Source organism: Mesorhizobium sp. B2-5-13, from assembly GCF_006440535.1.
Classification (GTDB): Bacteria; Pseudomonadota; Alphaproteobacteria; order Rhizobiales; family Rhizobiaceae; genus Mesorhizobium; species Mesorhizobium salmacidum.
In genome coordinates, this window is record NZ_VFUI01000002.1 from 388,244 (window position 1) to 401,670 (window position 13,427).

A 13,427-nucleotide genomic window follows, 5' to 3' on the forward strand; every position below is an offset into this window, starting at 1 on the left:
ACTGTGATTCTTCAAGCGGGATGATGAGAGATGGATTTCGACCTAATCGTTCGTGGCGGCACGCTGCCGCATGGCGGCATCGCCGACATCGGGATCAGCGGCGAGACGATCATTGCGATCGAGCCGAAGCTCGAGGGTTCCGCGGGGACCGAGGTCGACGCCCGTGGCAATCTGGTGTCGCCGCCCTTCGTCGATCCGCATTTCCATATGGACGCCACACTTTCCTATGGTCTTCCGCGCATCAACGCGTCGGGCACGCTGCTCGAGGGCATTGCGCTGTGGGGCGAACTGAAGCCGCTCCTGACGCACGAAGCGGTGCGCGATCGGGCGCTCGCCTATTGCGACTGGGCGGTGTCGATGGGGCTGCTGGCCATCCGCACCCATGTCGATGTCTGCGACGACAGGCTGCTGGCGGTCGAGGCGCTGCTGGAGGTCAAGAAGGCCGTCGCCCCTTATATCGATCTGCAATTGGTGGCCTTCCCGCAGGACGGGTTCTATCGCTCGCCGACGGCGCGCCAAAATACCATGCGCGCGCTGGACATGGGGGTCGACATCGTCGGCGGCATTCCGCATTTCGAGCGCACCATGGCCGACGGCAGGCGCTCGGTGACCGAATTGTGCGAGATCGCGGCAAAACGCGGCCTCATGGTCGACCTGCATTGCGACGAGACAGATGACCCGCTGTCGCGTCACATCGAGCAATTGGCCTATGAAACGCAGCGCCTCGGCCTGCAGGGCAAGGTGGCCGGTTCGCACCTAACCTCCATGCATTCGATGGACAATTACTACGTCTCGAAACTGTTGCCGCTGATCGCCGAGGCCGGTGTTTCCGCGATCCCCAACCCGCTGATCAACATCATGCTGCAGGGCCGTCAAGACACGTTCCCGAAGCGGCGTGGCATGACGCGGGTCAAGGAAATGCAGGCGCTGGGCATCCGTGTCGGCTGGGGTCAGGATTGCGTGCTCGATCCCTGGTATTCGCTGGGCACCGCCGACATGCTCGACGTCGCCTTCATGGGCCTGCATGTCGCCCAGATGTCGAGCCCCGCCGACATGGCGCGCTGCTTCGACATGGTCACCAACGTCAACGCCGCGATCATGGGCCTCGATCATCTTGGCCTGGCTGTCGGCAAGCGCGCCAGCCTGGTGATCCTCGATGCCGGCAATCCGATCGAGGCCCTGCGCCTGCGCGCCGAGCGCATCTGCGTCATCGCCATGGGCAAGGTGGTGGCGGAGCGGACAAGGCAGGATACCAGGCTTTCGATCTCCGGCAGGCCGTCGCAGGTGAACCGGCGGCACAAATCCGGGTAGATACAGCCGATTTCCGCGGCTGGTCTTACCGTTTCTTCGATTCCCACTCGTCAAAGTTGGCGCTTGAGTCTAGGAGCCGGGCATGGTTGAGCCCGTCGCCCGGAATTCGATGGTCAGGAATGTGCTTCTGGCCGGCATCCTGCTGATGCTGGCGGGCGACTTTCTGTTTGCGCTGAACGACGCGATGGGCAAATGGCTGGTCACCAGCTTTTCCGTCGGCCAAGTGGTGCTGATCCGCTCTATCGGCGCCTTCATCGTGCTTGGCCCGATGATCGCCAACCAGGGCGCTGGCAGACTGTTCCAGATGGAACGGCCCGGGCTGCAGGTCCTGCGCGTGGTGGCGACGACGCTGGATACCGCTTTGTTCTACGCCGCCGTCGTCTTTCTGCCGCTTGCCGATGTGATGAGCTTCTACATGGCTGGCCCGATCTATGTGGCGGCGCTATCGCATTTCCTGCTTGGCGAAAAGGTCGGCTGGCGCCGCTGGGTGGCGATCCTGCTTGGCTTCTGCGGCGTGGTGATCATGCTGAAACCGTCCTCTGCCGCGTTTTCGCTGTCATCGGGTTTCGCGCTTGTCGGCAGCCTTGCCTTCGCATTCGCCATCATCCTCAACCGGCGCCTGCGCGGCACCAGCGACACCAATCTGGTGACATGGCAGACGATCGGCACGCTGTTGGTTGGCGGCGTGCTGACCATCGGTGCCTGGAAGACGCCGTCGGCGCTCGATCTCGGCGCCATGCTGCTGCTCGGCATCGTCTCCTGCGGTGCGCATCTGATGATCACGCGGGCGCTGAAACTGGCGCCGGCCTCGACACTGGCGCCGCTGCACTACACGCTGCTCCTGTGGGCGGTGGTGTTCGGGCTGGTGTTCTTCGGCGACGTTCCCGGCCCGCGTATCCTGATCGGCTCCGGCATCATCGTTCTGGCCGGCCTGTTCATCTTCCATCGCCAGAAAGTGGTCGACACCACGGTGCCGCCGGAGAACGTGCCGAAGGGTGTGAACTAATGCATGTCGCCCGGAAGTGTACTCGGTTCCGGGACAACGACATGCATTAAATCAGAAGCTTACAGCATGTCGCGGCGAATCCTGTTCGCCGCGACATGCTGTAGGGCCCGGATTTCGGGTACCCCAATGCATGTCGCTCAAAAGTGGCCTCGGTTTTGGGAGAACGACATGCATCAAAACAAAAATCTAAAGCGCGTCGCATGAATACGCTTCACCGCGACGCGCTTTAGCCCTGGCGTACCGCAGCAAGGTGCCGCAAAAATTCCTCTGTCTCCATCAGCGTCTTGCAGCGCGCGAAGCGGCCGTCCGCATAGGCGCGGAAATCGTCGGCCGGATTGTTGTTGGCGAGCTGGATCAGCCCCCACAGCGTCCACAACAAGTCGCACATCGCCTTGTAGATGACGACGCGGCCGCGCTCCGCCGGCTTCGCCTCGCCACCGAAATAGGCGCGCATCAACTCCTCGTCCTGGGCCGCGTCGAACTTGCCTTCGACGCTGAGATCGCCGAGATCCCAGAGAGGGTCGTTCATCCCGGAATATTCCCAGTCGACGATCCACATCCGCTCGCCCGTATCGAGAAAATTTTCGCACAGCGGATCGCAATGGCAGGCGACGAGGGGCAAGGCGTGGACGGTCAGGGCCGAGCGCACGCTGCCGGCCGCGCGCACCACGTCATGATAGCCGGCGGGCAGGGCGACATCCCTGGTCGACAGCACCTTGAGATAGTCGTCGATCATCGAAAACAGCTCGAAGCGGAAGGGGAATACCGCGCCGGACGCGTGCAGCTTGTGGAAGGCCTCGGCCGCCCGGGCCGGACTGCCCTGCCGCTCCCTGAATTTCTCCGGCGACATCGTCTCGGCATCGACGATGTAGCGCGTCACCATCAGGCCCGTGGCGGCATCGGCATGCAGCACCTCGGGACTGACGCCGGCCTTTGCCGCCTCGCGTGCCGCCACCGCTTCGTTGGCGCGGTTGATGTATTCCTCGGTGCCTTTGCCCGGAACGCGCAGGCAGTAATCGCCGGCCTTGAAGACGAGGTTGGTGAGGCCGCCAAGCCGTTCCAGCGGCCCGGTGTAGCCGGCCAGCACCGGAATGGCGGCAAGTTTTGCCCGCGCCTCGTCTGTCACCATGCCTGCGTCCCCACGCGCTATTTCTTTGAGACAACGGTTCCACAATTTTCGCCGTTTGGCTATCATCCCGGCAAGACGAGGGATTGGTCGACACGTGACGGACGGCAAACATCAAGGCGCGCTCGGCGAGGCCTACGCGGCCAAGCGCCCGGAAGAGGTAGCGGCACTCTATGACAGGTGGTCGCAAACCTATGACGCCGACATGTCGGCCGCCGGCTACCGCCACCCGACGATCTGCCTTGCCTTGCTGGCCCGCCATCTGCCGCGCGGTTCAGCCCCGCTGCTCGACGCCGGGGCAGGTACCGGGCTGATCGGCGAATGGCTCGACATTGCCGGCTATCCCCAGGTCGAGGCGCTCGACATCTCACAGGGCATGCTGGATCAGGCCGCGCGCAAGGGCGTCTATTCGGCGCTGCATTGCCTGGCACTCGGCGGTGACCTGCCTTTTGCCAACGACACCTATGCCGGCATCATCTCGGCCGGTGTGTTCACCTCGGGTCATGTCGGCGCCGACGGTTTGGACGAACTGATCCGCATCTGCCGGCCGGGCGGAGTGATCGTGCTGACGGTCAAGAACACGTTGTGGGATCAGGGCTTTGCCGCGCGCATCGCCGAACTCGAGGCGCAAGGCCTAGTCGTCCGCATTGAGGAAACACGTCCCTACGTCTCGATGCCTGGCGAGGCCGATACCGTCCCCAGCCGTGGCCTCGCTTTGCGCGTGAGTTAAGCCTTCACGCGCTCCATTGCCGGGTCGTATAGCGGCTCAAGACAGATTTGAGCCGGCGTCCGCTGCATCGCGACCACCAGTTCATAGCTGCCCGAGGCGAGGAAATCATCGTTCACCCCCTCGGCGTTGCGCACATAGCCGTAACCGATGTTCTTGCCGACCGTGTAGCCGTAGCCGCCGCTGGTCAAATAGCCGACCGGCTCGCCATTGCGCAGTATGGTCTCGCGCCCCACGAGCACGATCTCCGGATCGTCGACCGTAAAGCCGGCAAAGCGCTTCGTCAGGGACGCGCCGCCAACCTTCTCAAGTGCGCGTCGTCCGACGAAGTCGGTGTTCTTACGCAGCTTTACGGCCCAGCCCAGCCCGGCCTCCAGCGGTGTGTCATTGGGCGTGATGTCGGAGCCCCAGGCGCGATAGCCCTTTTCCAGCCGCAGCGATTCCAGCGCGCGGTAGCCGATCGGCCGGATGTCGTGCTTCCCGCCGGCCGCCATCAGCTCGTCGAAGACTTCGCCGGTGGCGGCGATCGGCACATGCAGCTCCCAGCCCAGTTCGCCGACATAGGTGACACGCAGCGCCCGGACCGTGTGACCCGCGATGACGATTTCCCGCACATGGCCGAACGGGAAGCCGGCATTCGACACATCCGCATTGGTCACGGCCGAAAGCACATCGCGGGCGCGCGGCCCCATCAGCGACAGCGTGCCGAAATCCTCGGTGACATCGGCGAGCTGGGCATCGACGCCTCCGCCAATATGGTCGCTGATCCACGAGGCGTCATGGGTGCGGAAACCGGTGCCGGTGACGATGTAGAATTTTTCCTCGGCCAGCCGCGACACGGTCAGGTCGGCCTCGATGCCGCCGCGCGTATTGAGGAGTTGCGTGTAGGTCAGCCGGCCGACCGGCTTGCTGACGTCGTTGGCGCAGATCCAGTCAAGGGCCTTGGCCGCGTCGGGGCCGCTCAGCTCATATTTGGCGAAGGACGACTGGTCGAAGATGCCGACATGCTCGCGCACGTGCCGGTGCTCGTCGCCGACGGCGGCAAACCAGTTCTGCCGGCCCATCGAATAGAGGTCCTTTGGCTCGATGCCCTTCGGCGCGAACCAGTTCGGCCGCTCCCAACCGAGCTTCGAGCCGAACACGGCGCGTTGCTGCTCCAAACGCTCATACAGCGGCGAGACGATGCGCGGCCGGCCGCTGACGTATTCTTCGTGCGGGAAGCCGATCGTGTAGTGCTTGCCGTAGGCTTCCAGCGTGCGCTCGCACACCCATTGCCGGTCGCGGTGCAGGTTGGAAAAGCGCCTGACGTCGACCACCCACAGGTCGAGCGGCGCCTCGCCGTCGACCACCCATTGCGCCAGCACCCAGCCGGCGCCGCCGCCCGAGGCGATACCGAAAGCGTTGAAGCCGGCACCGACGAACATGTTGGCGCATTCGGGCGCCACGCCGAGGATGAAATTGCCGTCGGGCGTGAAGCTTTCCGGCCCGTTGATCATCTGCTTGACGCCGACCGTCTCCAGCGCCGGCACGCGCGCGATCGCCTGAGCCATGTGCTGCTCGAAATGATCGTAATCGTCGTCGAACAGCCGGAACTCCCAGTCGTCGGGCACGTCGCCTCGGGGGAGACCGGTTGTCCAGGCCTGCGGGTTCGGCTCATAGCCGCCCATCACCAGCCCGCCAACCTCTTCCTTGAAATAGGTGCGCCGATCGGGGTCGCGCAGCGTCGGCGCGTCGGTCGCCAGGCCCGCGATTTTCTCGGTGATGATGTACTGGTGCTTCACCGGCTGCAGCGGCACGTTGATGCCGGCCATGGCGCCGACCTGCCGCGCCCATTGCCCAGCGCAGTTCACCACCTTGTCACAGGCAATGTCGCCTTGATTGGTCTTCACCGCCGTGATGCGGTCGCCCTTCATCTCGAAGCCGGTGACACACACCCCCTCGTAGAGCTTGGCGCCATGCATGCGCGCGCCCTTGGCCAGCGACTGCGTGATGTCGGAAGGGCTCGCCTGGCCGTCGGTCGGCAGCCAGGACGCGCCGACCAGATCGCCGGTCTCCATCAGCGGCCACATCGCCTTGACCTCCGCGGGCGACAGAAGCTGCATGTCCATGCCGAAGCTTCTCGCCGTCGTCGCCAGCCTTTTGTACTCGGTCCAGCGGTCGGCATTGGTGGCGAGCCTGAGGCAGCCGGTCATTTTCCAGCCGGTGGCGAGCCCGGTCTCGGCTTCCAGCCCCTTGTAGAGGTCGACGGAGTATTTCAGTACCCGCGTGATCGAGGCCGACGAGCGCAATTGCCCGACCAGGCCGGCCGCATGCCACGTCGAGCCCGAGGTCAGCTTGCCCTGTTCGAGCAGCACCACGTCGGCCTTGTGGTCGCGCGCCAGATGATAGGCCGTCGAACAGCCGATGATGCCGCCGCCGATGACGACGATCGCGGCCTGGCTAGGCAAGGTCATGATTTCAGGATCCCGTATTTTGTCCGGTAGCTTTCCAGCGCCGCATCGAGCCTCACCAGGTTTTCCTCGGTGTAGGCGACGTAGTCGATGCCGGGCGCGTCGAGATAGAGTTCCGACACCATGCTCCACATCGCCTCGCGCAGCAGCGAGGCGCATTGCATGGCGGCGTGCGAGCGGCGGATCGCCTCATCCGGTTCCTTCATGAAATAGGCGGTCAGGAAGGCGAAGGATTCCTCATCGCTCATGCCCGCGTTCGAAGCGACGCCGGCGAGGTCGAACATCGCCGTGTTGAAGCCGGCATATTCGAAATCAATCAGCCACAGCCTGCTGCCGTCGTCGAGAATATTGGCGGGCAGAAGATCATTGTGGCCAAAGACGATCGGCAGCAATTTCTGGGCGCGCTCCAGTTCGTCGGCCAGCGCCAGGAAGCGCGGCAGGTCACCGCGCTTGCGGCTGTCGCCTTCTTCAAGCGTGCGCGCATAGTCGCGGATGACATGGAACACCCAGAACATGAAGCCGGCGCCGGAGATATGGTTGGGCATCTCCCGGTGGAAGCCGCGCATCAGCGCCGCGACGCGGCCGAGATTGGCGCGCACGTCCTCGGCCAGATAGGTTTTGGCGCCAAGAAACGCCGTCACCAGGATTCCTGGTTCGGCATAATGGACCGCCGGCGCGAACCCGGCGGCGTGAGCCGCCCGCGCGGTCATCACCTCGCGTTCGCGGAAGACATGGTGGAACGGATAATCCTGGCCGAAGCGCACGACATGTTTGCCGGCCGTGTCGGTGACCACATAATTCGCGTTGCTCAAGCCGCCGGGCAGCGGCGCGATCACGATGGCGCCCGTCCAGCAGGGCAGGGCGCGGATGCGGTCTTCGGCAATCACGGGATCATCCCTGGTTTGCTGGGCTGGTTTGCCGGGTTTCGCCAAGGCGCCCTGGGCAACGCAATGACGGCGGGGAGAAACGCAAACGATCTCGTCGGTGCGGGACGCCAGGATCGGTATCCCGCACCGCACCGACGAGCCCCTTGGCCAGGTTTTTGAGCCCGGCATCCGCCCCCGCGGATCTGAAAATTCCTTGCGCCAGACACGTTGCAGACTGCCTGGTCAATGAGTTGCGGCTCTGCCAATCACCCTCCCGCTGCAGCTCCGAACCCCTGTTAAGGTTGGATTTCACGCCAGGGTTGCTCTTCTGTCAATAAAAAGATGTGACTTTTTTTGGGTATTTTGCCCGAAAGCATGGGCAATTCCTTTAAAAGCGTTAGGAATGCCTTGGGAACGGGCAAACTCCGGGACGCGCACATATGATCCACTCGAAACGGCATGGCGAGATCCTGCGGCTGCTGCAGGAAGAGGGAACCGTCACCATCGCCAGCCTGGCCGACCGGTTGGGCGTTTCCCTTGAAACCGTGCGGCGGGACGTCAAGCCGCTCACCGGCGACGGCTCGGTTCTGAAGATGCATGGCGCCATTGGCCTGCCGTCGATGATCGGCGAAGCGCCGTTCGAACGGCGCATGCGCGAGCATGCCGATGCCAAGCGGGTCATCGCACGCATGGTTGCCGCCACCATCCGTGACGGCGAATCGATCATGCTCGACACCGGCACCACGACTTCGTTCCTGGCGCGCGAACTGCTCGGCCACCGGCGCCTGACGGTCGTCACCAACTCGTCTGATATTGCCCGCACGCTGGCCACCATCAACGGCAACAAGGTCTATATGGCCGGCGGCGAGCTGCGCAGCGATTCAGGAGCCGCGTTCGGGACGTCGGCGATCGAGTTCGTCAGCCGCTTCTCGGTCAGCCACGCCATCATTTCCACCGGCGCCGTGGATGCGGCGACGGGTGTCATGGACTTTGATCTGGACGAGGCGGAATTCGCCCGCATGGTGCTGTCGCGCGGCCAGCGCTCGCTCGTCGTCACCGACCACACGAAGTTCGGCCGCCAGGGCTTGGTTCAGGTCTGCGGCTTCGACGGCTTTTCCGAACTCGCCACCGATCGCGCGCCGCCGCATGACATTGCCGCCGCCCTCGCACAGGCCGGCGCGCGGCTCAGCATTGCCGGCGGCGAAGCGGGAATTTAGCCGAAGGCGATGTTGTGCATCGGCGTGCCGCGTCTCCGGCATAGACGCCGGAATTCGTTGTCTGCTGTCTGTCATCGACTGATGTCATCGCGGGCGTCCGTGTGAACTCGCGGCGACGCTATGCCGCCAACGCGCGAAAACTCATCCTGAAGCAGGCGCCGCTGGGCTTGCCGTCGAGGATTTCGATGCGTCCGCCATGGAGATGCATGATCTCCTGCACGAGGTTGAGGCCGAGGCCGGCGCCATGATCCTGCGGGCGCAATCGGTAGAAGGGCTCGAAAATGCGCTCCCGCTCGCCCGGTGGCACGCCGTCGCCTTCGTCCCGCACCTCGATGACGGCGGGCGTTGTGACGCTGACGGTGATCTTGCCGGCGCGGCCGCCATGCTCGATGGCGTTCTGCACGATGTTGGTCACCGCACGTTCAATCGCGGTGCGGTCGCCGGTGGCAAAAAGCGTGTCCCTCTCCGGCTCGAAGGACATCTCGTATCCGGCCGAGAATGCCATCGGCGCGAGGTCGACGATGACGCCTCGCGCAATCGCCACGAGATCGACCTTTTCGAAAGGCGATGTCTGCCGGTCCAGACGCTGCAGGTCGAGCAACTGGTCGGTCAGCGTCGAGAGCCGTGCTGCATCCTGCAGCAGCCGTGCCCGTTCCGGTGTCGCCGGCAGCGAGGCGAGGCGCGTGTTGAGGATGGCGACCGGTGTCCTGAGCTCATGGGCGGCGTCGGTGAGGAAACGTTTGTGGCGCTCATAGCCCTTGTCGAGCCGCGCAAGGGCCGCATTCACCGCCTTGACCAGCGGTGTCACCTCTGTCGGTACGTCCTTCAGCGGCAGCTGGACACCCCGCTGGTCGATGTCGATGAGCTCAGCCTCGGCGGCTGCATGGCCCAGGCCCGAAAGGGCGCCACGCACCACCCAGGGTGTCGCGAACAGCGTGGCCAGCGCCATCAGCCCGGCGAGCGGCAATATGCCTTGCAGGAAGAATTGCGGCGCCTGGTCGAGCAGGCGCAACAGCGAAAGCCCGCCCTTGGTGCCGGTGAAGATCTGGACATTGCCGGCCGCCGTATCGGTCCAGCGAATCTTCCCCTCCGGCGGCGCGGTTTGCCCGATTGCGTGGTCGATACGGGCGTCGCTGATAGTGTCCAGCAATCCGGCGAAAGGCTGGAAGATGGGCGGCATGGTGCCCTCCTGCAGCCGCTGGCCCTGCTTGTCTCGGATGATGAACCAGAGATCGGGGACCTCGGATCGCAGCTTCGTCAGGTCCGAGGTCTCGCGCAGGATGAGCTTCCCGCCTGCGTCACGCGCCACCGCATCCGCCAGCACGTCCATTGTGCCGTCCTCATAATCGTGCGGAATGAGCCCGGTGGCGAGCAATGCGACGAGAATGCCGACGATGATCAGCGTCAGCATCGCGCATTGCAGCAAGGCGATGCGCAGCACCAGGCTCCATTTCAGCGAACGCGGGCGCTTGAGGCTCATTGCTTGGCGCTCATGTCGTCTCGCGCAGGAGATAGCCGACGCCGCGAATGCCGTTGATCGTCACGCCGGCATCGGCATCGGCGAGCTTGCGGCGCAGGCGCGAGAACATGTGTGTCGAGGGCGTTGGACTGGATCTCGTCATCGAGGCCGAACACCGCGTCCATCAGCGCCTCGCGTTGCACCATGCGGCCGGTGCGCCGCATCAGCGCCTCCAGCACCAGGAGTTCGCGGCGCGGCAGGCTGAGCGGTTCGGCACGGATCGACGCTTCGCGATGCCCGACATCGAGCACCAGATCGCCGGCACGGATGAATTGCGACTGCATCGGCGCCGGGCGCCTGAGCAGCGCGCGCAGGCGAGCCAGCAGTTCCTCGAAGGCGAATGGTTTCGCCAGATAGTCGTCCGCGCCCATGTCCAGCCCATCGACCTTGTCCGATGTGTCGCCTCTCGCCGTCAGCATCAGCACTGGCGTGGTGTTCTTGGCCGAACGCAATCTGGGCACCAGCGACAACCCGTCGCCATCCGGCAACTGGCGGTCGAGCAGGATCGCGTCATAGCTGTCGGCGGCAACGAAGCCTCCCGCCTCGATGAGCGAGCCGGCGTGATCGACCACCATGTCGTGGCGCTTCAGCGCGGCACGCAAGGCAGAGACCATTTCAGGCTCGTCCTCGACCAGCAAGATTCGCATCGACAATTCTCCAGCAGCAGCTTCGGGCGCTACCGCGCCAACATTGCGCAAACATGGCAAAGCCGAACGGCCCGGGTCGACAAACGCTTTCTGTGCCTTCGAGATCGCGCAATGTCTATGCAACCCAGTCGCGGCAAACAGCACCGGTCGGCACGAATCGCCCATGCCGGCGTGAAGGCGTCGGGCCCGAATATGCAACAGGTCGGGCCCGACGTTGAAACGAAATGGCGCTGAAACGAATCAGTTGGCCACACAATCTGGCGTGCTGTTGTCCGGGATTGAGGTTACCATGCCTGCAAATGATGCTCTGTCTTTCCTTGTGGCGTGGACCGTGGCGCCGTTCAGGGTCGGCTCCGTCACGCCGTCCAGCTCCAGCCTGGCGGCATTGATGACGCGCGACATCGGACCCGAGACGGGTCCCGTGCTGGAGCTCGGTCCAGGAACCGGCCCGTTCACGCGAGCGCTGCTGTCGCGCGGGGTTAAGGAGGAAGATTTGACGCTGATCGAATCCGATCCGGATTTTGCCGCACTGCTCAAGCGTCGCTTTCCGGCCGCCCGGATATTCGAGATGGATGCTGTCGGTCTGCGCCATCTGTCGCTCTTTCACCGGCCGGTGATTGGTGCTGCCGTCAGCGGCTTGCCTTTCCGGCTGATCTCGCCGCGCAGGACGCTCGCCATTCTCGAAGGTGTTTTCGCCAACCTTCGCCCGGTCGGAGCACTCTATCAGTTCACGCTTGGACGGCGCTGCCCGTTCGACCAGTCGCTGCTCGACAGGCTCGATCTCGAGGTCACGCGGGTTGGCCATACCTTTCGCAACTTCCCGCCGGCGACGGTCTATCGCGTCGCCAGGATCAAGACGTCAGAAACATACGACTGGCGCTTCGCATGACCGGACCGTTGTCGGCCATTCTCGGCTTCGGCCTGTTCGGCGTCTTCTGCCTCGCCTTCACCGAAAAGATCCTGCCGATTCCGCCCTCGCATGTGCTGCTGCTGTTCCTCGGTATGACGGCGGCGCCTGACCATGCGACGCTGGCGATCCTGCTGGCGGCGACGACTTCCGCCTCCTTCGCCGGCTGCCTTGTCTGGTATGCGGTCGGCCGCCGGATCGGCTTCGACCGTGCCGACAGGCTGATCGGACGAGCCGGCAGATATGTCTTCCTGCGCCCCGAAACCTATCGCAAGCTTGGCCAGGCCTATCGCCGCAATCATGTCAGGGTGTCCTTGCTGGCGCAGTTCATCCCGACGGTGCGCAATTACCTGCCGATCGCTGCTGGCGCGCTTTGTCTGCCTGCCTTGCCTTTCGCGGCCGCGACACTGCTTGGCGCCACCATATGGAATGCGGGCTTTCTCCTGACCGGTTACCTCATGCGCGGCAGTGGCCAGGATTCCTTCGCGGTTGGCCTGCGCATCATCGTCATCGTCGTGGCGCTTGAGACGGCCTTCATGCTTGCGTTGCGCTATGGCCCGACATGGCGACGCCGCATCAGGCTGATGCTCGGCTGACCGCTGCACCAATCTCCGGTCACGCGATAAGCTCCGCAGCCAGCTTTCCTTCGCCTGCCTGCCGGTGTTTAGTCGGCCCATGGCCTTCACCATCCGTCAGTTGCAGTTCTTCATCGCCGTTGCCGAACAAGGTACGGTGTCGCGCGCGGCGCAAAACCTCTCCATTTCGCAATCGTCGGTCACCGAAGCGATCAAGGAACTTGAAAGCGATCTTGGCGTCGAACTGTTCGAGCGCCATCCGCGCGGCCTCAACATCACCCACAAGGGCCACCAGTTCCTGCGTCATGCGACAAAGATTCTCGCCGATGTGTCCGACGCGCGCCGCTCTTTTTCCGGCGAACAGGCCGTGGCGGGCGGGCGGCTGCAACTCGGCGTCACCTCGCTGGTCGCCGGCTATGTGCTGTCGGATCTGCTTTCACGCTACCGCCGCGCCTATCCGGGCGTCGAGGTCTCGGCCATAGAGGACAATGGCGACTACCTCGAGCACCTGCTGATCGGTGGCAAGCTCGACATTGCCGTCATGGTCACCTCCAATTTGCGCGACCGCACTGCCCTGCAATCGGAGATCCTCGAAGTCTCGGCCTACCGGCTGTGGCTGCCGCTCGGCCATCCCTTGGCTGGCGCCGACATTATCGGCATCGGCGATATCGCCTCCGAGCCGCTGATCATGCTGACCGTCGACGAGATCGAGGAGAACACCGGCAAGCTGCTGACGGCGATCGGCGCCAGGCCGCATGTCGCCTTCCGCACCCGCTCCGTGGAAGCCGTGCGCAGCCTCGTCGCCACCGGCGCCGGCGTGGCACTGCTGCCCGACCTTGTCTACCGGCCCTGGTCGCTGGAAGGCGACCGCATTGAATCGCGCGACATTTCCGGTTCCTTGCCGGTGGTGCAGGTCGGCATGGTCTGGCGGCGGGGATCTGGCTTGGCCGCCGCGGCGCGCGACTTCATCGGCCTTGCCCAGTCGCAGCGGACGGTGCGCCAGCGTCTGTGATAGAGATATCGGAAAAACCGATATCGGCCTTCTGATAAATGAATTTGCGAAACCGGAATTTTCA

Annotated in this window: 11 protein-coding genes and 1 pseudogene; 7 read left to right on the plus strand and 5 right to left on the minus strand. The window is 64.0% G+C overall.

The features are described 5' to 3' along the window. Window positions 1-30 precede the first annotated feature (30 nt). Together FJ434_RS05130 and FJ434_RS05135 are read left to right on the plus strand one after the other, a co-directional pair. Window positions 31-1,311, plus strand: coding sequence for an amidohydrolase family protein (locus tag FJ434_RS05130; protein WP_140746276.1), 1,281 nt, complete (start codon window positions 31-33; stop codon window positions 1,309-1,311). Between the two features lie 82 nt (window positions 1,312-1,393). After that, window positions 1,394-2,317 (plus strand): DMT family transporter, encoded by a 924-nt coding sequence (locus FJ434_RS05135; protein WP_140746278.1) that lies wholly within the window; start codon window positions 1,394-1,396, stop codon window positions 2,315-2,317. A 226-nt stretch (window positions 2,318-2,543) separates the two neighbouring features. Here the strand turns inward: FJ434_RS05135 and FJ434_RS05145 are convergent, their stop codons facing one another. Next, on the minus strand, window positions 2,544-3,446 hold the full coding sequence (locus tag FJ434_RS05145; protein WP_140746281.1) for a phosphotransferase family protein: 903 nt from the start codon (window positions 3,444-3,446) through the stop codon (window positions 2,544-2,546). Between the two features lie 94 nt (window positions 3,447-3,540). Here FJ434_RS05145 and FJ434_RS05150 point away from each other — a divergent pair, with 94 nt between their 5' ends. Further along, entirely contained in the window at window positions 3,541-4,173 is a 633-nt protein-coding gene (locus tag FJ434_RS05150; RefSeq protein ID WP_140509168.1) for a class I SAM-dependent methyltransferase, read from the plus strand. Here the strand turns inward: FJ434_RS05150 and FJ434_RS05155 are convergent. Then, window positions 4,170-6,623: an FAD-dependent oxidoreductase gene (locus FJ434_RS05155; RefSeq protein ID WP_140746284.1), complete on the minus strand. Its 2,454-nt coding sequence runs from the start codon at window positions 6,621-6,623 to the stop codon at window positions 4,170-4,172. The two genes, FJ434_RS05150 and FJ434_RS05155, sit on opposite strands and share 4 nt — an antisense overlap. Beyond that, a complete protein-coding gene (locus tag FJ434_RS05160; protein ID WP_140509172.1) occupies window positions 6,620-7,507 on the minus strand; it encodes a phosphotransferase family protein in 888 nt (295 codons plus the stop codon). The genes FJ434_RS05155 and FJ434_RS05160 overlap by 4 nt, the downstream gene beginning before the upstream one ends. A gap of 419 nt (window positions 7,508-7,926) precedes the next feature. Here FJ434_RS05160 and FJ434_RS05165 point away from each other — a divergent pair, with 419 nt between their 5' ends. Beyond that, on the plus strand, window positions 7,927-8,703 hold the full coding sequence (locus FJ434_RS05165; protein ID WP_140716541.1) for a DeoR/GlpR family DNA-binding transcription regulator: 777 nt from the start codon (window positions 7,927-7,929) through the stop codon (window positions 8,701-8,703). A gap of 118 nt (window positions 8,704-8,821) precedes the next feature. Here FJ434_RS05165 and FJ434_RS05170 read toward each other — a convergent pair whose 3' ends face one another. Together FJ434_RS05170 and FJ434_RS05175 are read right to left on the minus strand one after the other, a co-directional pair. Further along, on the minus strand, window positions 8,822-10,183 hold the full coding sequence (locus tag FJ434_RS05170) for a HAMP domain-containing sensor histidine kinase (RefSeq protein ID WP_140746287.1): 1,362 nt from the start codon (window positions 10,181-10,183) through the stop codon (window positions 8,822-8,824). Window positions 10,184-10,193: 10 nt separating this feature from the next. After that, a pseudogene (locus FJ434_RS05175) lies at window positions 10,194-10,869 on the minus strand (response regulator transcription factor). Between the two features lie 289 nt (window positions 10,870-11,158). On the opposite strand from FJ434_RS05175, the gene FJ434_RS05180 reads away from it, so the two are divergent. The 3 genes from FJ434_RS05180 (at window position 11,159) to FJ434_RS05190 (ending at window position 13,363) form a co-directional block, all read left to right on the plus strand. Further along, window positions 11,159-11,758 carry an rRNA adenine N-6-methyltransferase family protein gene (locus FJ434_RS05180; protein WP_140509180.1) on the plus strand — a complete coding sequence of 200 codons (600 nt, stop codon included), beginning with the start codon at window positions 11,159-11,161 and terminating at the stop codon, window positions 11,756-11,758. Further along, window positions 11,755-12,372, plus strand: coding sequence for a DedA family protein (locus FJ434_RS05185; protein ID WP_140509182.1), 618 nt, complete (start codon window positions 11,755-11,757; stop codon window positions 12,370-12,372). Before FJ434_RS05180 ends, FJ434_RS05185 begins: the two co-directional genes overlap by 4 nt. 79 nt (window positions 12,373-12,451) lie before the next feature. Beyond that, window positions 12,452-13,363, plus strand: coding sequence for a LysR substrate-binding domain-containing protein (locus FJ434_RS05190; protein ID WP_140509184.1), 912 nt, complete (start codon window positions 12,452-12,454; stop codon window positions 13,361-13,363). Window positions 13,364-13,427 lie beyond the last annotated feature (64 nt).